Consider the following 20,260-nt stretch of genomic DNA (forward strand, 5'->3'; position numbering starts at 1 on the left):
TGTTACTCTTCACACGACCAAAGGCAATGCAGTTTTCCTACAGCTTGCCGATAGTTTATCTGTCAATACGGTTCACTTAACGCTTTTTTGTCCGAAGAGAACGTCCACGCGCGGCAAACGAGCGTGTATATTTTTCACATAATTTTATAGACTGAACAGTCTTAAGTAAACCGTATTGCATGATAAATTTCAAGTATTTTTGGCCGAAAATCAATCGAATAAGCTTTGATTGTTAATAATGTAAGCTGTTCCACATTTAAACTGCATTATTTGTGGTCTATACCCCATACTGTAAGGGGTTCAGGCAAGAAATTTAAATGACTAACAGCTTATAATGTTTGGTACAACTAAACGTTTTGTGAGTCAAGCATTGCTTGCTATGAGTTAAAAAAGGCTAGGAAGTTTGGTATCGCAGGGGAGGCTTTACTCAACCATGTAATTATAGTTCATTTGATCTGCTATATTTTCGCCTCACTCGTGAGTGTCAGTAACATGATATCTCATCTTTTTGAAAAAGGCTATAGTTGAGGTTCTGCTACTTGTTGATACTGGGTATCCTGGTGCTGGCAAGGAAAATTTTCTCCAAGTGTTTGTAGTGAAGACTCAAGTCCTCATTTTTTGAATAAAACTAAACTCCTCAGTACGAACCAAAATACAATTCATCAAACAGAAAACCGGGTTTGTTACCAAAACCCGGCACCATGAACACAAGCAATTTTAACACTGCTCAAACCTCAATTTTTTAATAACTTTATCCCCATTTTTACCTTGTCGAAAATCGTCTTTTGCGACACACAAGTAATCAGACAAAGCTTGCCACAATTCAAAGTATCCCGGCGAACTTCTTGAGCTTTTTCGCCGTACCAAATCGCGCGGGCGCTGCCTTCTTTCACATTGCCAATCACCGGATATTCATCACACAATTTCACGTCGCCGCGCGTATCGATCCAGTAATTACGCAGTCCAACGCGACAAGGGCGAGTTGAATCGGGAGCTTTTTCTTCTTGGAAGTGAGGAACCATCAAACGCAATACTTCATCGCTGTTCATAATTGGCGCGCCGTTTTTCTTCATCTCAATTAAGCGCTCAATCACCTGTGAAAATTCTTCCCTGTCTGCTTCTTCAATCCACAATTCCGAATAGGTTTCTGGTGTCCAGCGGTTGACTGGTTGGAAGTTCACCGTTGTGGCTCCAATTCCTTTCGCCCAGGTGACAATTTCCTCTAAGTGGCGGAAGTTGAGGCGGTTGATAGTTGGTTTGACGTTAATCGGAAACAGGACATTTTGCTTTTCTTGTTCGGCGCGCAGATAACCGATTCCTTTGGATAGTCTATCGAACAATCCGGGTTGACCGCGCAAATAATCGTGCAATTCTGCATTCGGCCCGTCAACGGACATATTCACATTAAAAGGACGCGCCGCCACAGTTTTAGCAGCATTTTCCTTGGTCATGCAATAACCGTTGGTGGTTACGCCGGCGTGGATGCCGTTTTTGTTTGCAAAAGCTAGCAAGTCTAGAAAACCTTTTTTAATATAAGGTTCGCCGCCGCTAAAGTTGATCGAAAATTCGCCCACAAATTCTTTGACGCTGAACAGGGCATTTTGCCAATCTTCGATTGTCATTTCGTCTTTATATTCTTTGAGCCGCCAATACTCGCACTGGCGGCATTTAACGTTGCAGCGTTCGTTAACAATGCCGTAAAAAGTGACGGGGGTTGTCACGTCGAATCCTGTATTAATCCTGAGCGATTCGGCTACTGCACTCTGGGTGTGTTTTACGCCCAGTCTGGATAATGTTAAAGCATCCATGTCTTGTTTTCCTTATGTGTTGTTACTTAAGTTGATTTATCGAACAGATTTTTGTACGTATTATTACGTATTGCTCCTTACGTATTCCTTACGAGTACGTAAGCACCATCCTAAGCGTTGGTTTTGGGTATGGCTAGATGTTTTTCAAAGATTTATAATGTTAAGCGTTGTAATATATTAGTTTTATTAATGTATTTAGCGATATTTCGTGTTCAAAGATGAAGTTTACTGAGTTTTTGGCAAAGCATCATATACGCTTAAAGCTGAGTTCAGCCCCAAAAATGTAACTTTAGTTAAAATTTGTTAAATTAACTTAATATTTTTCTATGTAATAATACTTAAGTATATTGTATTAATAACTTAAACTTATCGTCAAATAAGCAGCTCGTACAAAAGTTGGCTTCACACCAGCTTTACAATAGGAGAGAATTTAAGTATTTGAAGAGCAAAAAATGGCGATAAATATGGGACGATATTTGCAGGTACTGAAATTGTTTTGGGGTGCGGCGATCGCAGCGGAACTCGAATACCGCATCAACTTTGTCCTCGCGACCCTGAGCAGCCTCGGAAACCTGGCTGGTAGTTGGTTCGGGCTGTCGCTGTTCTATCGTACTGGCTACAGCTTTTCAGGCTATTCGTGGGAGGAAGCTTTGGTTGTACTCGGCATTTTTACGATTTTGCAGGGGTTTTCGTCAACCTTTCTCGCGCCTAACCTCAACCGTATTGTCGATCGAGTCCAGCAAGGTACTCTCGATTTCGTACTCCTCAAACCCATCAGTTCCCAATTCTGGCTATCTGCAAACACAGTTTCGCCTTGGGGAATCCCAGATCTAATTTTCGGCGCGCTATTGCTGCTGTATGCTGCTAACAAGTTGGGAGTACAAATCGGCAACTATTTTTTAACAGCAATCCCGCTGTTATTTGGCACTATTACTCTTTACAGTATCTGGTTTATGTTAGGTGCAACGAGCATTTGGTTTGTGAAGATTTACAACGTGACCGAAGTCCTGAGAGGATTGTTAGAAGCGGGTAGGTTTCCGATGGCAGCTTATCCCGCAGCTTATCGATTTTTCTTCACTTTTGTAGTTCCCGTTGCCTTCTTGACGACTGTGCCGGCAGAAGCCATGCTGGGTAGAGGTGAAATCGTTTGGATCGCAGGGGCGGGCATATTGGCGATCGGGCTTTTATTTTTCTCTCGCTACTTCTGGCAATTTGCACTCCGCTTTTACACCAGCGCTTCCAGTTAGTTAAGTGTAAATAAACTGACCTACAAGCAGGTTTTGCATCAATAGACAGCCTGTTGGTAAAAATTCTGGCTAAATCCGCCTCCACAAATCTATACAAAATATTTTTTTATCTACTTGTATACTTCAAAATAAAGTAAAATTTCAACATATCCTTATATTGAAATCTCAACTCTCAATCAACCACGCAAACGAGGGCAAACGAATGAAAACAAAAAAACTGGGCAACAGTAATTTCAATATCAGTCCGATCGGTCTTGGATGTATGCCAATGTCCTTAAGCGGCAAGCCGCCGGAATCGCAAGCAATTGCGGTAATTCACCGCGCCCTCGATTTGGGTGTCACCCTGATTGACACCGCAGATTCCTATTGCGAAGATCAATCCGACAAACACCACAACGAGCACTTGATTGCCAAAGCTTTGCAAGAGTACACCGGAGATATTCGGGCGGTTACTGTCGCCACGAAAGGCGGCTTAATGCGCCCTCAAGGCGCCTGGACGCGCAACGGCAATCCCCACCATTTGCGTAAGACAATTCGCGAAAGTTTTGAAGCTTTGGGCGGTCAAAAGCCGATCGACCTTTGGCAGTACCACTCGCCCGATCCAGCCTATACAATCGAAGCAGCCCTAACACCCGCAAAAGAAGCAGTAGAAGCAGGAATGATTCGATTTATCGGAGTTTCCAACTTCTCTGTAGAGCAGATCAAACGCGCCCGCGACACAGTAGAAATTGTCTCGGTGCAGAATCAGTACAATCCGTGGCACAGACAGCCGGAATCCGACGGCGTACTGGAATATTGCGAAGCCGAAAAACTGACATTTTTCCCCTGGAGTCCTTTGGGGGGAAGCCGTCGCGCCACCAGCTTGCAAGATATGCCCGCGATCGCCAAATTAGCCGCAGAAAAAAACGTTTCAGTTTACTGTATAGTATTAGCCTGGTTGATGGCAAAATCCCCCTGCGTCGTTCCGATTCCCGGCGCGACAAAACTATCCAGCATTGAAGACTCCGTGGGGGCGATCGAAGTTAAATTGACTGACGAAGAATTGCAACAAATTGCAGCAAGTTAAATACGTAAGCTGTTGGGCATTTAAATTGCATATTTGGGGCGGGCTTGAAGCCCACCCCCACAAAATTTATTAATTTTTGATATACAATTTGAATGCAGAAGAGCTTATAATACCAGAGATTTAATTAGTTAAGTTACCCCTTTGTGAGGAAATGAGTTTTATGGAAGTCAATCAAGTGAATACCGATGGAGACGTAGCAATTGAACATCAAAACGTACCTATCGCCCATGAAGGACTGCACAATTTTTTATACAGTTCCGACTCAGAACATAGCGCATCGACGGCTATTTCGGAAGTAGAAAATGACGGTACGCAAGTAATGTCGATCGATACGTGGCGCGCTCTAGCAACTAACGCCAAAGTCGCCGGTGTTTACGCTGTAATCGATGCTTCCAGCAATACTCAATATGTAGGTTATTCGCGAAATATCCTGCTTTCAATCAATGGTCATATCGCCCAAAACGGCGCGGAAAATTGTGCTTTTGTGCGCGTGCAAACTTTCAAATTCCCCAAACGGGAAGAAATGGAAAGTTTGCGGGATACTTGGATAGCAGAACTCGGCACTATTCCGCCGGGAAATGATGTAGACAGCGAGATGTGGGCGAGTACGGTAGGTCAAGCAGCGCGATCGGCAATGTCGGCCACGGAGCAACAAGCTTATGAGGAAAAGAAGCTAAAATTGCGCAAAGCAATGGCAGATTCTACTCTTACTAAAGAGTTAGAAACAGCCGCTAAAATTGACGGCGAACGACACCAACATCTAGAAGCCGCAGTTAACAATGATGATTGGAGTGCGGTGATTCAATCGCAAACCCAGGAAACAAAGTCCGACGAATAAAATTCGCTGCTAGATCAACTTTCGTTTGTCGTAAAGCGGGGTGGGTTTTGTTCGGAGATTGCGTGCCGGATGCGAGGATTTCGCGCTAAAACCGCCCTACGAGTACGATCGCGCGATCGCTTGGTAGTGTCCGGTCGATCGCCACGCCGGGACTTCCCAAAAAAACATCATCTTCCAGTTTGACTGAAAATTGTCGATCGCCAGCCATCGATATTGAAAACAGATTAAAATAAGTCAAAGTCAAGTAAAAGCGTTAGTGGAATCCTTCATGTCAGTTTTGGCAGCGATCGCAGTTTTAGGTATCTTGATTGTCGTTCACGAACTCGGCCACTTCTTGGCGGCGAGACTGCAACACATTCACGTCAACCGCTTCTCCATCGGTTTCGGCCCCATCCTCTGGAAGTATCAAGGCCCGGAAACAGAATACGCCATCCGCGCCTTTCCCCTGGGAGGTTTCGTGGGTTTCCCGGATGACGATCCAGACAGCGCTATTCCTCCAAATGACCCGAATTTGTTGCGAAATCGCCCTGTGTTCGATCGGGCGATCGTGATTAGTGCAGGGGTAATTGCCAACTTAGTTTTTGCTTATTTCCTGCTGGTGGTGCAATTGACTACCGTCGGTGCAGCATCCCTGAACTACCTACCGGGTGTTAAAGTCCCGGAAGTGGCGGCGGAAGTTAGTTCGGCGGCGAAACAAGCGGGAATTCGATCGGGCGACATTGTTCTGTCCGTTGATGGCAAGGAATTGGGCGCTTCCGGCGAAGCAATCAAATCTTTAGTCGCAGCAATCCAAAATAATCCCAACAAAGCCCTGGCGTTGGAAATTCAGCGCGCAGAACAGAAATTTGTGGTCACAGTTACTCCTGAATTGTCACCTGACGGTAAAGGTAAGATTGGCGTGCAGCTAACTTCTAACGGTACTGTCGTGCGGCAGCGGGCGGGAATTGTAGAAGCATTTAGCAAGGCGGCGACTGAATTTGAGCGGATTGTAGTGCTGACGTTTCAAGGTTTCGGGCAGTTAGTTAGCAATTTCAGCCAGACTGCCGAAAAGCTGTCCGGGCCCGTGGCAATTGTAGCCATTGGTGCAGGGATTGCGCGATCGGATGCAGCGAATTTGTTTCAGTTTGCCGTGTTAATTAGCATCAATTTGGCTGTGATTAATATCTTGCCTTTACCTGCTTTGGATGGCGGTCAACTAGCTTTTTTGTTAATAGAAGCACTGCGTGGTAAGCCTCTGCCGAACCGCATTCAGGAAAATGTGATGCAGACTGGTTTGGTGCTGTTGTTGGGTTTGGGAATTTTCTTGATTGTTCGCGATACTGCTAATTTGGCTGGCTTTGATTTGGTGCGAACTCTCCGGCAGCAGTAGTCAGTTGACAGTAGTCAGTTGACAGTTGACAGTTGGCAGTTGCCAGTTGATAGTTGACAGTTGGCAGTTGGCAGTTGATAGTTGATAGTTATCATTAGTGATTAGTCAGCAGCCATTAGTCATGATCAGAAAGGATTGGTTTAAAGCCTCTCCTTTTTACGGAGAAATTAAAATCAGACGATTCATTACTCCAATCCTGTTCCTTCTAAGTAGAGTTCGCTGTCAACGGTCAACTGTCAACTGAATGAAATCACTGATGGCTGATGAGTAATATAAATCAACCAGTAAAATAGGAGAAACAGCAATGGTTACACAACTGCAATCTCCCGAAAAATCAAAAGTTATCTACCCAGATGATAACGGAGAACCAATGTCAGATAATACTGAACAGTTTAGATTGATCGTGTGGATCAAAGAAAATTTAGAACTGTTATTTGCCAGCATGGCCGATGTTTTTGTAGCGGGAAACTTACTGTGGTATCCAGTAGAAGGAAACAACAAAATTGCTCAAGCGCCAGATGTGATGGTAGCCTTTGGAAGACCGAAAGGTTATCGAGGGTCTTACCAACAATGGCATGAAGATAACATTCCGCCACAAGTCGCGTTTGAAATTTGGTCGCGGGGAAATCGCCTGACTCCGATGCTGCAAAAACTGAGATTTTACGAACAGTACGGCATAGAAGAATATTATCTTTACGATCCGGCAAATGTAGATTTAACTATATGGCAGCGCCGAGAGGAACGATTAGAACCAATCGAACAAGTCAACGGCTGGGTAAGTCCAAGAATGGGAGTGCGGTTTCAAGTATCAGAAACTGAACTGCAAATATTCAGGCCTGATGGAACACCGTTTGTGAGTTTTGTGGAGCTCGCTCAACTTCGAGAACAAGCAGAATCAAGAGCCGAACAAGCAGAATCAAGAGCCGAACAAGAACAGCAAAGAGCCGAACAAGCAGAATCAAGAGCGGAACAAGAACGGCAGCGCACTCAACAGGCAGAAACTATGCTGGAACAAGAACGATCGCGATCGCAGGCTTTAGAAGCTCGGCTCCGAGACATGGGAATTGACCCCAATCAGTTGTAAATGACTAAGATTAAGTTCGATCGATGACTAATGACTGATGACTAATGACTGATGACTAATGACTAAAAAGTTAAGTTTAAAACAAAAATCGCTCGAAATTTTGATTCGCCTCAAACGCCTGTATCCAGAAGCCCCTTGCACTCTCAACTACGAAACTCCCGTGCAGTTGATGGTGGCGACGATTCTCTCGGCTCAGTGTACGGATGAGCGAGTAAATCTGGTAACGCCGGCGTTGTTTGAGCGCTTCCCGGATGCGGTGGCTTTGGCAAATGCTGATTTGGATGAATTGGAGCGTCTGGTGCGATCGACTGGTTTCTACCGGAATAAGTCTAAAAATATTAAAGCTGCTTGTTGGGCGATCGTCAATAAATTCAATAATCAAGTGCCGCAGCAAATGGAACTGCTGCTAGAATTGCCCGGAGTTGCCCGCAAAACGGCTAATGTCGTTCTCGCTCACGCTTTTGGTCTTCATCTGGGCGTGACTGTAGACACTCACGTCAAGCGTTTGAGTCAGCGGTTGGGATTGACCGAACACGCCGATCCGATTCGGATCGAGCGGGATTTGATGCTATTGTTGCCGCAGCCGGATTGGGAAAATTGGTCGATTCGGTTGGTGTATCACGGTAGGGCGGTTTGTAATGCGAGAAAGCCGATTTGCAATATTTGCGAACTTGCAGATTTGTGTCCTTCTGCTAATAGTTAGATGTGGCACTATTTTCAGAGATAGGTAAGATCCCTGTGGCTAAAAATCTTGTTAAGAAAAAAATAATTAAAATAAAAGCGATCGCAAATGACCAGAATATAGTAAAATACTAGATTGTGATTTATCTAAGGATATAAACAGATTATGGCTAAAAAGAGCATGGTCGAGCGCGAGAAAAAGCGCCAAAGACTCGTAGACAAGTACGCTGACAAGCGCGAAGACCTGAAAGACCAGTTTGACCAAGCTGCGAATCAGATGGACAAAATGGCCATTCACCGCCAACTGCAACAGCTACCCCGCGGCAGTTCGCGCACTCGCTTGCGTAACCGCTGCTGGGCAACTGGTCGCCCCAGAGGTTACTATCGCGATTTCGGGCTGTCTCGCAACATGATGCGAGAAATGGCTCACGAAGGTCTTTTGCCCGGTGTTGTGAAGTCTAGCTGGTAGTAAAAAGAAGGAAGTTCGGCAACGGATTTCGTAACGAATTTAACGGATAGAAGAAAGAAGGGTTTAGTTATCGTCGCGAGAGAGGGAAGAAAGAAGAAGGAATGAAGAAAAACTTATGAATAATCGGCAAGATTATATTTAGGGTCAATTTTTGTTTCAGACTTTCTTCCTTCTTCCTTCTTCCTTCTTCCTTCTTCCTTCTTCCTTCTTCCTCTTTCTTACTTCATTGGCCGCAGCATTTATCGATGCCGAGACTTTCGAGTAATAAGTCACTGACGGCATTGGCGATCGCAAATTCGCCGTAAAAGCTTTTAGAAAAATCATAAGCCTGCATTTCGGTGACGATCGCAATTACGAGGCTGCCCACGTCGTTTTCGCCTTCCATACGCTGGCGGAGGTAGATTTGGGCGGCTCTTTTAGCTATTTGCTGGTTGGCGGCTTCTGGGATAAACTCAGAGTCTAGCCATGCCAGGAGTGTTTCTTGCAGCCATTGGCTTTCTTGTTCGGGGTTTTGGGCGGGCGGTAAGGTAATAGGTTTGATGGTTTCAGACATAATTATTCCTAATTGCTAATGTTGACTTTGAAAGGTTAGTGAACAAAGGACAACTGATAAATATATGCAATATGATATACCGTCAATTATACAGGGATACGCGCAAGGCTACTTCTTGATGGCGAATGATGGCGAGGAGAGTTTGGGGTGGTATTCGAGCCGGCAGCGGGCGCTGATACCGCTGGATGAGAGATTTACCTATCCGCGCTCGCTCCGTCGGGCCTTGAATCAAAATCGGTTTTCGGTGGCTGTGAACCGCGATTTTGGGGCGGTGGTTGAGGGTTGTGCCGATCGAGAAACGACGTGGATTTCTAAGGAGCTCAAGCAGATTTACTGGGGTTTGTATGAGGCTGGTTGGGCTCACAGCTTCGAGACTTGGTGCGGCGACGAATTGGCGGGTGGTATTTTGGGATTGTCTATAGGTGGCGCATTTATCGGGGAATCCATGTTTTACCGCATTCCCGAAGGTTCTAAGGTGGCGATGGTGAAGTTGGTGGAGAGATTGCGCGATCGATCTTATCTACTTTTTGACGCTCAAATGAACAATCCCCACTTGGAAAGATTCGGAGCATATACTGTCAACCAAAAACAGTACAACATTCTTTTGCAAGCAGCTTTAAAGCGCCGCTGTTCGCTATTGTGAATATTCTTGTCAGGCAAATAGCACTGCCGCGTCCTCACCCGATATGCCTACTTCAAAAAATAGTATAATCAAGCATAAATACTTCTCGGAGACAACCACAATGCAAGTCACAACCGAAGAAATCATTTATCCATCCAGCGACGGTGAACCAATGGCCGAAAGTACAATTCAATACAAATTAATTGTCACCATCAAAGAAGGTTGCGAGTCGCTATTTCAAGATAACCCCAACGTGTTTGTAGCAGCCGATTTACTCTGGTATCCGGTTGAGAGAAGAAATGACATTTCTCAAGCACCAGATACGATGGTAATATTGGGCAGACCAAAAGGCGATCGAAGTTCCTACATACAATCTCGCGAAGACAATATTGCTCCTCAAGTCGTCTTTGAGATTCGATCCCACAACGACAGCAACACAAAAATGCACAAAAAACTTTCATTTTACAATCGCTATGGAGTTGAGGAATATTACCTTTACGACCCCGAAATAAATGAGTTGGAAGGTTGGCAAAAAATTGAAGGAAGCTTAGAACCAATTGAACCGATGGAGGGATGGATAAGTCCGAGACTAGGAGTGCGGTTTGAGCTGCCAGAATCAGGGTTAGAAATTTATAAACCTGATGGAGAAAAGTTTCTTTCCCCTTCCGAAATAAATGCAGAGCGACTACTAGAGCGAGAGCGTGCCAAAGCAGCCTCGCAGCGTGCCGAACGTTTAGCCGCCAAACTGCGCGAATTGAACATTGATCCAGATAGTATCTAAGCCCAAACAACGAGTAGAAACCCGGTTTTTTAAAGAAATCGGGTTGCTACAGATTGCAGTTATTTACTTTTTTCAGGACAAACGGAGAGATTTGGTCGATCGCCCCCAACGAAAATCGCATATACTACAATATATAATACAGATATTTGAGCCAAAATCCTTGGGGGTGCAAAAGAATCCTAATCGTGGCCCCATGAATGTGCAAAAATACTGAAGCAAACATTACTAAACTCTGCACGGAGCAATTGCTGTGGACTCCAAATACAACCCCCAATCCATAGAAGAAAAATGGCAGCAGATATGGGCTGAGCAAAACTTAGACCAAATGCCAGAAGATACCGAAAAGCCTAAATTTTATGCCTTATCCATGTTCCCCTACCCGTCGGGAAGCCTGCACATGGGCCACGTCCGCAACTACACAATCATCGATGTAATTGCCAGACTCAAGCGGATGCAAGGCTATCGCGTATTGAATCCGATGGGATGGGACGCTTTTGGTTTGCCGGCAGAAAATGCGGCCATCGAACGCGGAATTCCCCCCGCAAAATGGACGTATGAAAATATTGCCCAGATGAAAGGCTTATTTCGTCGCCTGGGTATTTCTTTCGACTGGACAAAAGAAGTTACAACCTGTTCTCCCGATTATTATAAGTGGACACAGTGGCTGTTCTTGCAATTTCTAGAAGCAGGATTAGCATATCAGAAAGAAGCCGCAGTTAACTGGGACCCGATCGACCAAACCGTCTTAGCAAACGAACAAGTAGACAACGAAGGTCGTTCCTGGCGTTCCGGTGCCAAAGTCGAGCGCAAATTATTGCGGCAATGGTTCCTCAAAATTACCGATTACGCCGAACAGTTATTAAACGACTTAGATAAATTGCCAGATTGGCCCGAAAGAGTCAAATTAATGCAAGCCAACTGGATTGGTAAATCAGTCGGCGCTTACTTAGAATTTCCCATTGTCGGCATGGATGAAAAAGTTGCCGTTTTTACCACCCGTCCCGATACAATTTATGGCGTGAGTTACGTTGTTTTAGCACCGGAACATCCGTTAACTCAGCTCGTGACCACGGCAGATCAAAAAGCGGCTGTAGAAACCTTCATCAAAGAAGTTGCATTGCAAAGCGAAATGGATCGCACGGCTGATGACAAACCGAAGCGTGGCATCCCCACAGGCGGCAAAGCAATCAACCCTTTCAACGATGAAGAAATTCCAATTTGGATTGCCGATTACGTGCTGTACGAATATGGCACTGGCGCAGTCATGGGAGTACCAGCCCACGACACGCGAGATTTCAAATTTGCTAATCAATATCAACTGCCAATTAAAATAGTAATTGTGGATGATGATGAAGTTCCGCTGACGGAAGCTTACACCGAACCAGGAATTATGATTAATTCCGAAAGCTTCAACGGGATGGATTCAATTAAAGGCAAAGCAGCAATAATTAAAGCTGCCGAAAATTCAGGTTGTGGCAAAGCGCGAGTGCAATATCGCTTGAGAGATTGGCTAATTTCTCGCCAGCGTTATTGGGGCGCTCCGATTCCGGTAATTCACTGTCCTAATTGCGGAACAGTCCCAGTCCCGCAATCTGATTTACCCGTATTGTTGCCGGAAAATGTACAATTTACTGGTAAAGGTTCGCCCTTGGGAAAGATGCCAGAATGGGTAAACGTTCCTTGTCCAAGTTGCGGGACTCCGGCGCAGCGGGAAACGGATACGATGGATACTTTTATGGATTCATCGTGGTATTTTTTGCGTTATCCTGATGCTCAAAATCCCGATCAAGTCTTTGATTCTGCGAAGACGAATGATTGGATGCCGGTAGACCAATATGTCGGCGGGATCGAGCACGCAATCCTGCATTTGCTGTATTCGCGGTTCTTTACGAAGGTTTTGCGCGATCGGGGTTTAATCAATTGCGATGAACCATTTAAACGCCTATTAACTCAAGGCATGGTGCAAGCAAAAGCCTACAAAAATCCTGTGACTGGCAAATACGTTGCTGCATCAGATGTAGACCAGGAAAATCCTAAAGATCCGCAAACTGGCGAAGCTTTGGAAGTCTTCTATGAGAAGATGTCTAAATCTAAATACAACGGTGTTGACCCCTTGGAAGTTATGGGGAAATATGGGGTTGATACGGCGCGGATGTTTATTTTATTCAAAGCGCCACCTGAGAAAGATTTGGAGTGGGATGACGCTGATGTTGAAGGGCAATTTAGGTTTTTAAATCGCGTTTGGCGCGTGGTAACAGAGTTTGCTTCACCCCCCGCAGCCCCCCCTTGCCAAGGGGGGGAGAAAGATGTGCTAAGCCAAGCTCACCCCGACCAAGGGGAGAAAGATGTGTTGAGCAAAGCTGAGAAGGATTTGCGGCGGGCGATTCACACAGCAATTAAGGAAGTGCGAGAAGATTTGGAGGGCGACTATCAGTTCAATACTGCTGTTTCGGAAATGATGAAATTGAACAATGCGCTGGCTGATGCTAAATGTAAGGATTCGCCTGTTTATGCAGAGGGAATTCATACTTTGATTTTGCTGTTAGCACCTTTTTCGCCGCACATTTCTGATGAATTGTGGCATTTGATTGGTAACAGCGAATCCGTGCACGTACAAAGTTGGCCGATTGCCGATCCATCTGCTTTAATTACCGATGAAATTACGCTGGTAATTCAAGTTATGGGCAAGACGCGCGGCACGATTCAAGTGCCTTCTGGTGCTGATAAAGCTGCTTTGGAAAACTACGCCCGCGAGTCGGATTTGGCTAAGCGCCACCTTGAAGGTAAGGAGGTTAAAAAGGTGATTGTGGTTCCTGGAAAGTTGGTTAATTTCGTGGTAGCTTGAGTGTAAAAGTCTGTACTTGTCAGTCATATATCACTGCTACGCTACACAAATACAACCTAATCTCCTTTAAAGATTGACAGGGCAACTATTATTTACTATGAGAGTAGACAAGTTGCCCTTTTCTAACTAACTTTAAGGGAATTTTAGGATTGTTTAGCGGTTCGTTTCTTAGCCTCACCTTTTCTTCCCATTCTTTAAATTTAGGTTCCAGCATTTCAGGTGTAAGTTTATAAATCTCTTTGAGAGTTATGCCTTCATACAGTCCAATATACCAAGCTTCAACTCTGCGATATTTGTTAAGTATAATTTCATTCAAATGATGGTGAGTAGTGACCCCACCACTTCTATTGAGGGCAATATTTATTGTTTTAAGTTCGTATTCTTTTCCTTCAGCATCAATAGCATCGTTTCCTTCTCGTCCAGGCGATATCCGCAGCCCTAAAAGGATTAATAACTGTAAAGTCTTTCCCCCGTTATCTTGAAAAATATCCGCAATACCATATTCACTAGCCAGATTTTGCAATTCTTGGATGCTTTTCATCGCATCTTCTAGCCGTTTAGCATCTGAACTGCGTTCGTTTTCTGTAGTAATAGGCTCTTCAACCGGCTCCACTACCGAAGGAGAAACTGGCTCAGCTATCAGGGTATTAAGGATAGCCGTACTTTCACCGCTTTGACTAAAGCTCAATAAATAACTAGCTGGTACGTCTAGAGCTTCAGCGAGATTCAGAATGACTTCAAAGGATGGCGATCTTTCACCCCGCTCCAATAAACTGATATAGTCAGTAGTCTTATCTGTGAGTTCGGCTAACTCCTCCTGTGTCATCCTTTTTTCTCGGCGCAACTGACTTACCTTTGCGGCAAACAGTTGTCTAGCTTCCTTGTAATTCATACCCTTCACTATTTGAAAAAAACGTACTGACAGTCCGATTTTTGAATAGTACGAAGAATTTACATCTTAAAGAAGGTACTGAAAGTACGGATTTAGTCGTACTTTCAGTACGAGTTAAGCTACAATGACCATAAAATCGATCGCACTCTGTATTTTGTAACTTGGAATAATGTTCAATTAGATATGAGTAATATTTTGCCCGCCCCAGTTTATAGCACCAAGTACGGTCAAGCTTATCTGGGAGATTCTGTTCATCTCCTCAATTCTCTTGCTAGTAATTCTGTTGATTTGGTGATGACATCCCCTCCTTTTGCACTACAACGTAAAAAAAGTTATGGAAATGAAGACCAAGACTTATATGTTGACTGGTTACTGGGATTTGCACCGGAAATTAAAAGAGTTCTCAAGGACACGGGAAGTTTTGTGATAGACCTTGGCGGTGCTTATCAAAAAGGGATACCTGTAAGGTCGTTGTATAATTACCGCGTGCTTATTAGGCTATGCGACGAGTATGGATTTAAACTTGCTCAAGAGTTTTTCTGGTTTAATCCTTCAAAACTTCCATCTCCTATAGAGTGGGTAAATAAAAAGAAAATTCGGGCAAAAGATTCTGTTAATCCTGTTTGGTGGCTTTCCAAAACTAATCAGCCTCAAGCGAATATTACTAAAGTCAAAGTAGAGTATTCTGAGAGAATGAAAAAACTTTTGAAAAATGCTGATGAATTTTATACTCCCAAGGAACGTCCTTCCGGTCATCAGATTAGTGATAAATTTGCCAAAGATAATGGAGGTGCTCTGCCATCTAATTTGCTAGAATTTTCAAATGCGGATAGTAATTCTCAATACCTGCGCTTATGCAAAGAGATTAATGTTAAGGTGCATCCGGCACGTTTTCCCAAAAAGTTACCGTCATTTTTTGTCAATTTTCTTACTGAACCTGGAGATTTAGTAGTAGATATTTTTTCTGGTTCTAATACGACTGGTTACGCAGCAGAAGAACTATCAAGAAAGTGGATTAGTTTTGAACAAGAGAAACAATATATTGCTGCGTCAATATTTAGATTTTTACCTGAAGAATCCTTGTGGCAAGCTGATGAAATATACCATAAACTTTTAACAGAGGAGCCATCTGGATTCCTGTTGCCTCAGAGTATGCTACTTTTTGAGGTCAATAATTATTGTTTTTAAGGCTGTTGGGTCGCTGATTATTTATTGAATTACCGCAATTGGCAGCTAAACTTGATTAACTCCAAAAAGCACTTCGATTCTACTTCCAACTTCTAGCTGCAAGACGGATTGAGCGCTGCCGCCGTTAACGGCAATTTCTAGCCAACCGTCTGAACCAATTATGGCAATTAAATCCCCTAGCTTGCTGTCGCTGTAAGTTTTACCGCTGGGGATGCGAATTGGATCGCAACTATTACTAATTATCACTGACCAATTGTTAGATACAATGCAATTATTCGGGATATTAGTAATTAGATTGCCGAAGCGATCGACATATTGAACGCAACCTACCGCACCTGTGGCTGTAACGGCGCAATTTGGTATCTGTAGCTGCACTAAACTTGCAGGGTCGATGCACTCTCCCAACTCTTCCAGCGGCACCCCGATCGCCAAATGAGCGCCCACTGCTGCGAAAATATCGCGACCATGAAAGGTGCTGCTGGGTTCGGGTATACGCCAATATTGCGAATTCGTCAACTCCACAGCGGCGATCCTCTTCGAGGGCTTCGCTAACGCACTTTCCCGACTCAACACCCCGCTAAACAACCCGTTATCAGGCCCGACAAGGAAGCAATTAGCACATTTAATTGCAACTGCGCGTCTGTTGCTACCCACACCCGGATCAACAACCGCAATGTGTACGGTTTCCGCTGGAAAATAAGCAAAAGCAGCCATCAAACAAAACCTCGCCGCCGCAATATTTTGCGAGGGTATTTGGTGCGTAATGTCAATGACTTTTAACTGCGGGTTAATTTGGGCGATCGTACCTTTCATCACTCCCACATAAACATCGCTTAATCCAAAATCCGTCAGTAGAGTTATAATTCTATTTTTAGACATAAATCCAAAGGTAAGAATATGGTAGCGCAGTGGGAAAACTTTTTGCAAAACTTAGGAGAATGGCACGGTTCCTTCACTCAGCTATCAGTGCGGGGAGAGGTAATGCAAGATACTCCAAGTATTATTTCTATCGAAGGACTCAACGAGAACAAAACTGTACGATTAAAACTGCGGCGTTTCTCCCCAAATCCTAGCGGTGTCGGCGAACCCCAAGTCAGCGAACTTTTTCGAGAATATCAAACTTTGGGACGAGATATCCTATTTTTTGAGAATGGATCTTTTTCTCAGGGTACTATTCAACTAGCGCCTTTTTCTGAGTGCGGTGCCGAGTTTGGTTTTATCTACAATAATCGCCGGTTGCGCTTCCTTATGATCTACAATACCGACGGCAATTTCTCACAACTTACCTTAATTCGCGAAAAACAGCTCGATAAAAATGTCCCCGAACGTCCGCCTTTAACTGTTGGTGATTTGCTGGGAGAATGGGAGGGCGAGGCCGTGATGATGTATCCAGACTGGCGTTCTCCCGATCGTTATTCTACCAAACTACAATTGGATTTGCAAAATGGCGATCGCCTAGTTCAGAAAATCACTTTTGGCAGTAATGCTAATGTTATCAGTTCTAGTGGCAGCATTGACGGCTCTGTGATTAATTTTAAGGAAAGTGCTTCGCCCGTGCAAGTTTTGCTACTTCCTGACGGCGGTTCTTGCACTTTACCTGTCAAAATTGAACTCAGAAAACCTATATTTTTTGAGGCCGGTTGGTTGGTAGAACCTGACTTGCGATTTCGGATGATTCGCAGTTATAATGACAAAGGTGAATGGGTCAGTTTGACTTTAGTTACTGAACGCAAAATTAGTCATTAGTCATTAGTTAGTAGGGGCGGGTTTAGCTAAAAGTCACTCCTATACAAGCGAGAAGAACAAGGCAAAACACGCCCGATCCATCTAAAAATCACTCCTATACAAGCGAGAAGAACAAGGCAAAAGTCGCCGAACCCATCTCCCCATCTAATGTTTATTTGTACCGACCTACTTACCAATTCCAAATTACCAATTGCCCATTACCAATTCTCAAATATGAAAGACACTTCTTTGAATATTATCGCGATTTCTATCTTCGCCATCACCGTTTCGATTATATTGGGCCCCCTATTCAACTTACCAGAGGCCGTACCTGCGATCGCCACTTTTTGCCTATTGGGGCTAGCCACCCTCGACAGTTTCCAGTGGCAAGGTCAAGGCGGTACAATATTAGTAGATTGGCTGGGGGGAAGTTCCAAGCAAAAGCGCGATCGCATCCTCCATCACGAAGCCGGACATTTCCTAGTCGCGCACCTGTTAGGAATTCCCGTAACCAGCTACGCCCTCAACGCTTGGGAAGCCTTCAAACAAGGTCAAACAGCCCAAGGTGGTGTCCGATTTGAAGACAAACAATTAGCATCTCAACTCCAAAGCGGCAATCTTTCATCCCAACTTTTAGACCAATATTGTACCGTGTGGATGGCCGGAATAGTCGCAGAAAACTTTGTTTATGGCAGTGCACTAGGCGGCGCAGAAGATCGCACCAAAATCAGCGCCATTTTAACACAACTCCGCCGTCCCAATTCCGAAATTCAACTCAAACAAAACTGGGGTTCGCTGCGAGCAAAAAACCTCATCGAAAGTCATAAGCCAGCTTACGAAGCTTTAGTCACAGCAATGGAAGAAAGAGCAACCGTTGCTGAGTGTTGCGACATTATCCAGCAAAACTTGTAAAAACCAAAAAATGATCTCAAAACAAAATTGTTTTTGGAGTAAGATGTTACGCATTTAACTTGAATATTCGGGGCGCTGTCGGAGCAACTGCCCACAATAGTTTGATTGCTTTTTGACATACAATAATTGAAACATAGAACACTTTATGACTTCGGAATTACCAAGTATTCATGCTCAGACCGATCGCTAAAAACAACTTAGTAAGCCCGCCCGCATCTAATTTTAACAATTCTATTTCTTGAAACCATGAGTGGACCGTTGCTCTGAGCAGCGCCCTGAAAAATTAAATCCAAATGCTGCAACAGGTGATTAAGCCATAGCATGAGTTATACTCCTACTGGAAAGACTGCGCCTGCCCAAAAATCCCGAAACAAAAGTTTATGAGCAACACTTCCCCGCCTGAACCAGCGGCCAATAACCCCGAAACCAAAAAACTCAGCTTCTCCACAAAATTAGCTTACGGTGCAGGAGACCTCGGCCCCGCAATTACGGCGAATGTTCTGGTATTTTTCCTGCTGTTTTTCTTTACTAACGTAGCCGGTTTGGCTGCGGGGACTGCTAGCAACATTTTGCTAATCGGTAAGGTTTGGGATGCCATCAATGACCCGATTGTCGGGGTTTTGAGCGATCGCACATCTCATCGCTGGGGCCGCCGCTATCCTTGGATGGTTTACGGCGCAATTCCTTTCGGCATCTTCTTCTTTTTGCAGTGGATTGTGCCCAGCAAAGACCCCACGATACTATTTTGGTACTATGTGGCGATCGGCATTTTGTTTAATACAGCCTACACCGCCGTCAACCTGCCTTACACCGCCCTCACCCCAGAATTAACCCAAGACTACAACGAACGTACTAGCCTTAATAGTTTCCGGTTTACTTTCTCGATCGGTGGCAGCATTTTGTCACTAATCATAGCGCAAATTATCTTTGCAATAGTTAAAGATGATACCCAAAAATACTTAATATTAGGCGCACTCTGTGCAGTGATTTCAGTATTGCCTTTGTACTGGTGCTTTTTGGGAACCCGCAAACACGTCTTATCTCAATTAGCAGAAAATCCCGTAGACGACTATTCAACTTCCTTGCCGATAGGAGAACAGTTGCGGATTGCTTTTAACAATCGTCCTTTTTTGTACGTAATTGGAATTTACCTCTGTTCTTGGTTGGGAGTGCAATTAACTGCTTCGATTTTGCCATATTTTGTCATCAACTGGATGGGACTGCCGCCAGCAACTTTTACTCAAACCGCGATCGCCGTTCAAGGCACTGCACTCGCCATGTTATTTGTTTGGAGTAGAGTCAGCGAGCGATATGGCAAAAAAGCCGTTTATTTTATGGGCATGAGTTTGTGGATTATCGCCCAAGCTGGACTGTTTTTCCTGCAACCAGGACAAGTAGTCCAGATGTACCTGTTAGCAGTTATGGCCGGTGTGGGAGTTTCTACTGCTTATCTCATACCTTGGTCGATGATACCGGATGTGATTGAACTCGACGAACTCCAAACAGGCGAAAGACGCGAAGGCGTGTTCTATTCGTTTATGGTGTTGCTGCAAAAAATTGGTTTGGCGATCGGCTTGTGGTTGGTAGGCCAAGCATTAGAACAAGCTGGATTTCTCGCCACAATTCAGGGACAGGCTGCGCCCGTACAGCCTAATTCTGCGCTGTTTGCGATTCGAGTTGCGATCGGACCACTGCCCACAATTGCTTTAATTTGCGGCATGATTCTCACATATTTCTATCCGATTACCCGCGAAGTTCATGCAGAAGTTTTGTTGAAACTTCGAGAAAAGAAAGCACAGAATTAGTTGACAGTTGACAGTTGACAGCGACTTCTACCTGGAAGGAAGAGGAGTGGAGTAAGGAATCGTCTGATTTTAATTTCTCCCTACAAGGGTTCCGACTTTAAACCAATTCTTTCTGGTAATTAGTAAAGTCAAAAACCAATAACTACAAAAATCTCATCTGGGCGATATCCAGAGAAATTATCGCATCACTTGCGAACTCTTTCTCTTCCCTTAGGAATCTGTCATCAGCCTCTTTCATCTGTTCCTCCAAAAAAAAACAGCCAGTTGCGCGTTTCCCGCTGCTATTGGTGCGATAACTCTCAATACTTCTCGGTTAAGCCCTATCGTCAAGTAAACTGGTGTTGATTCGTGGATCAGCGAGGGTAAAATTGATGG

At 44.3% G+C, this 20,260-nt stretch carries 19 protein-coding genes; 14 read left to right on the forward strand and 5 right to left on the reverse strand.

Annotated features, from left to right (window positions below; genetic code table 11):
- Window positions 1-734: 734 nt before the first annotated feature.
- The gene (locus QUB66_RS25480) at window positions 735-1,808 is read right to left on the reverse strand and encodes a radical SAM protein (RefSeq protein ID WP_332970129.1); all 1,074 of its coding nucleotides are present in this window, start codon (window positions 1,806-1,808) and stop codon (window positions 735-737) included.
- 452 nt (window positions 1,809-2,260) lie between these two features.
- Between QUB66_RS25480 and QUB66_RS25485 the strand changes: the two genes are divergently transcribed.
- The 3 genes from QUB66_RS25485 to QUB66_RS25495 all read left to right on the forward strand — a co-directional run bounded on the left by QUB66_RS25485 (window position 2,261) and on the right by QUB66_RS25495 (window position 4,959).
- Window positions 2,261-3,055, forward strand: a complete 795-nt coding sequence (locus tag QUB66_RS25485) for an ABC transporter permease (RefSeq protein WP_442923173.1) — start codon at window positions 2,261-2,263, stop codon at window positions 3,053-3,055.
- Window positions 3,056-3,257: 202 nt separating this feature from the next.
- A complete protein-coding gene (locus QUB66_RS25490; RefSeq protein WP_265235928.1) occupies window positions 3,258-4,121 on the forward strand; it encodes an aldo/keto reductase in 864 nt (287 codons plus the stop codon).
- 160 nt (window positions 4,122-4,281) lie between these two features.
- Complete coding sequence (locus QUB66_RS25495; RefSeq protein WP_332970130.1) at window positions 4,282-4,959, forward strand: GIY-YIG nuclease family protein; 678 nt, start codon at window positions 4,282-4,284, stop codon at window positions 4,957-4,959.
- Between the two features lie 85 nt (window positions 4,960-5,044).
- Here QUB66_RS25495 and QUB66_RS25500 read toward each other — a convergent pair whose 3' ends face one another.
- On the reverse strand, window positions 5,045-5,167 hold the full coding sequence (locus tag QUB66_RS25500; RefSeq protein WP_332970131.1) for a hypothetical protein: 123 nt from the start codon (window positions 5,165-5,167) through the stop codon (window positions 5,045-5,047).
- 60 nt (window positions 5,168-5,227) lie between these two features.
- On the opposite strand from QUB66_RS25500, the gene rseP reads away from it, so the two are divergent.
- From rseP to rpsN, 4 genes are all read left to right on the forward strand, one after another.
- Window positions 5,228-6,328, forward strand: coding sequence for an RIP metalloprotease RseP (gene rseP, locus QUB66_RS25505; RefSeq protein ID WP_265235922.1), 1,101 nt, complete (start codon window positions 5,228-5,230; stop codon window positions 6,326-6,328).
- 304 nt (window positions 6,329-6,632) lie between these two features.
- A complete protein-coding gene (locus QUB66_RS25510) occupies window positions 6,633-7,412 on the forward strand; it encodes a Uma2 family endonuclease (protein WP_332970132.1) in 780 nt (259 codons plus the stop codon).
- A gap of 58 nt (window positions 7,413-7,470) precedes the next feature.
- On the forward strand, window positions 7,471-8,115 hold the full coding sequence (gene nth, locus QUB66_RS25515) for an endonuclease III (protein ID WP_265235918.1): 645 nt from the start codon (window positions 7,471-7,473) through the stop codon (window positions 8,113-8,115).
- Window positions 8,116-8,259: 144 nt separating this feature from the next.
- Window positions 8,260-8,562 (forward strand): 30S ribosomal protein S14, encoded by a 303-nt coding sequence (gene rpsN / locus QUB66_RS25520; protein ID WP_265235916.1) that lies wholly within the window; start codon window positions 8,260-8,262, stop codon window positions 8,560-8,562.
- Window positions 8,563-8,785: 223 nt separating this feature from the next.
- Here rpsN and QUB66_RS25525 read toward each other — a convergent pair whose 3' ends face one another.
- Entirely contained in the window at window positions 8,786-9,115 is a 330-nt protein-coding gene (locus tag QUB66_RS25525; RefSeq protein WP_265235908.1) for a hypothetical protein, read from the reverse strand.
- Between the two features lie 64 nt (window positions 9,116-9,179).
- Between QUB66_RS25525 and aat the strand changes: the two genes are divergently transcribed.
- The 3 genes from aat (at window position 9,180) to leuS (ending at window position 13,363) form a co-directional block, all read left to right on the forward strand.
- On the forward strand, window positions 9,180-9,758 hold the full coding sequence (gene aat / locus QUB66_RS25530; RefSeq protein WP_265235906.1) for a leucyl/phenylalanyl-tRNA--protein transferase: 579 nt from the start codon (window positions 9,180-9,182) through the stop codon (window positions 9,756-9,758).
- A 100-nt stretch (window positions 9,759-9,858) separates the two neighbouring features.
- Entirely contained in the window at window positions 9,859-10,518 is a 660-nt protein-coding gene (locus tag QUB66_RS25535) for a Uma2 family endonuclease (protein ID WP_332970133.1), read from the forward strand.
- Between the two features lie 250 nt (window positions 10,519-10,768).
- Entirely contained in the window at window positions 10,769-13,363 is a 2,595-nt protein-coding gene (leuS, locus tag QUB66_RS25540) for a leucine--tRNA ligase (RefSeq protein ID WP_332970134.1), read from the forward strand.
- Between the two features lie 88 nt (window positions 13,364-13,451).
- On the opposite strand, the gene QUB66_RS25545 is transcribed toward leuS, so the two are convergent.
- Window positions 13,452-14,255, reverse strand: a complete 804-nt coding sequence (locus QUB66_RS25545) for a helix-turn-helix domain-containing protein (protein ID WP_293175231.1) — start codon at window positions 14,253-14,255, stop codon at window positions 13,452-13,454.
- Window positions 14,256-14,438: 183 nt separating this feature from the next.
- On the opposite strand from QUB66_RS25545, the gene QUB66_RS25550 reads away from it, so the two are divergent.
- Window positions 14,439-15,443: a DNA-methyltransferase gene (locus QUB66_RS25550; RefSeq protein WP_332970135.1), complete on the forward strand. Its 1,005-nt coding sequence runs from the start codon at window positions 14,439-14,441 to the stop codon at window positions 15,441-15,443.
- 45 nt (window positions 15,444-15,488) lie between these two features.
- Here QUB66_RS25550 and QUB66_RS25555 read toward each other — a convergent pair whose 3' ends face one another.
- A complete protein-coding gene (locus tag QUB66_RS25555) occupies window positions 15,489-16,322 on the reverse strand; it encodes an SAM hydrolase/SAM-dependent halogenase family protein (protein WP_332970136.1) in 834 nt (277 codons plus the stop codon).
- 18 nt (window positions 16,323-16,340) lie between these two features.
- On the opposite strand from QUB66_RS25555, the gene QUB66_RS25560 reads away from it, so the two are divergent.
- From QUB66_RS25560 to QUB66_RS25570, 3 genes are all read left to right on the forward strand, one after another.
- Window positions 16,341-17,189, forward strand: coding sequence for a DUF3598 family protein (locus QUB66_RS25560; RefSeq protein WP_332970137.1), 849 nt, complete (start codon window positions 16,341-16,343; stop codon window positions 17,187-17,189).
- A gap of 213 nt (window positions 17,190-17,402) precedes the next feature.
- On the forward strand, window positions 17,403-18,080 hold the full coding sequence (locus QUB66_RS25565; RefSeq protein WP_265235894.1) for an ATP-dependent Zn protease: 678 nt from the start codon (window positions 17,403-17,405) through the stop codon (window positions 18,078-18,080).
- 380 nt (window positions 18,081-18,460) lie between these two features.
- Window positions 18,461-19,885, forward strand: a complete 1,425-nt coding sequence (locus QUB66_RS25570) for an MFS transporter (RefSeq protein WP_265235892.1) — start codon at window positions 18,461-18,463, stop codon at window positions 19,883-19,885.
- Window positions 19,886-20,260 lie beyond the last annotated feature (375 nt).

The sequence above is a fragment of the Microcoleus sp. A2-C3 genome, assembly GCF_036706065.1.
Taxonomy (GTDB): Bacteria; Cyanobacteriota; Cyanobacteriia; order Cyanobacteriales; family Microcoleaceae; genus Microcoleus.

Coding starts and splice junctions, on each gene's coding strand:
- QUB66_RS25510 (WP_332970132.1), top strand. CDS start 6,633: ATGGTTACACAACTGCAATCTCCCGAAAAATCAAAAGTTATCTACCCA.
- QUB66_RS25535 (WP_332970133.1), top strand. CDS start 9,859: ATGCAAGTCACAACCGAAGAAATCATTTATCCATCCAGCGACGGTGAA.
- nth (WP_265235918.1), top strand. CDS start 7,471: ATGACTAAAAAGTTAAGTTTAAAACAAAAATCGCTCGAAATTTTGATT.
- QUB66_RS25490 (WP_265235928.1), top strand. CDS start 3,258: ATGAAAACAAAAAAACTGGGCAACAGTAATTTCAATATCAGTCCGATC.
- QUB66_RS25555 (WP_332970136.1), bottom strand. CDS start 16,322: ATGTCTAAAAATAGAATTATAACTCTACTGACGGATTTTGGATTAAGC.
- QUB66_RS25565 (WP_265235894.1), top strand. CDS start 17,403: ATGAAAGACACTTCTTTGAATATTATCGCGATTTCTATCTTCGCCATC.
- QUB66_RS25545 (WP_293175231.1), bottom strand. CDS start 14,255: ATGAATTACAAGGAAGCTAGACAACTGTTTGCCGCAAAGGTAAGTCAG.
- QUB66_RS25485 (WP_442923173.1), top strand. CDS start 2,261: ATGGCGATAAATATGGGACGATATTTGCAGGTACTGAAATTGTTTTGG.
- QUB66_RS25500 (WP_332970131.1), bottom strand. CDS start 5,167: ATGGCTGGCGATCGACAATTTTCAGTCAAACTGGAAGATGATGTTTTT.
- aat (WP_265235906.1), top strand. CDS start 9,180: ATGCAATATGATATACCGTCAATTATACAGGGATACGCGCAAGGCTAC.
- QUB66_RS25560 (WP_332970137.1), top strand. CDS start 16,341: ATGGTAGCGCAGTGGGAAAACTTTTTGCAAAACTTAGGAGAATGGCAC.
- QUB66_RS25570 (WP_265235892.1), top strand. CDS start 18,461: ATGAGCAACACTTCCCCGCCTGAACCAGCGGCCAATAACCCCGAAACC.
- QUB66_RS25480 (WP_332970129.1), bottom strand. CDS start 1,808: ATGGATGCTTTAACATTATCCAGACTGGGCGTAAAACACACCCAGAGT.
- rpsN (WP_265235916.1), top strand. CDS start 8,260: ATGGCTAAAAAGAGCATGGTCGAGCGCGAGAAAAAGCGCCAAAGACTC.
- QUB66_RS25550 (WP_332970135.1), top strand. CDS start 14,439: ATGAGTAATATTTTGCCCGCCCCAGTTTATAGCACCAAGTACGGTCAA.
- QUB66_RS25495 (WP_332970130.1), top strand. CDS start 4,282: ATGGAAGTCAATCAAGTGAATACCGATGGAGACGTAGCAATTGAACAT.
- rseP (WP_265235922.1), top strand. CDS start 5,228: ATGTCAGTTTTGGCAGCGATCGCAGTTTTAGGTATCTTGATTGTCGTT.
- QUB66_RS25525 (WP_265235908.1), bottom strand. CDS start 9,115: ATGTCTGAAACCATCAAACCTATTACCTTACCGCCCGCCCAAAACCCC.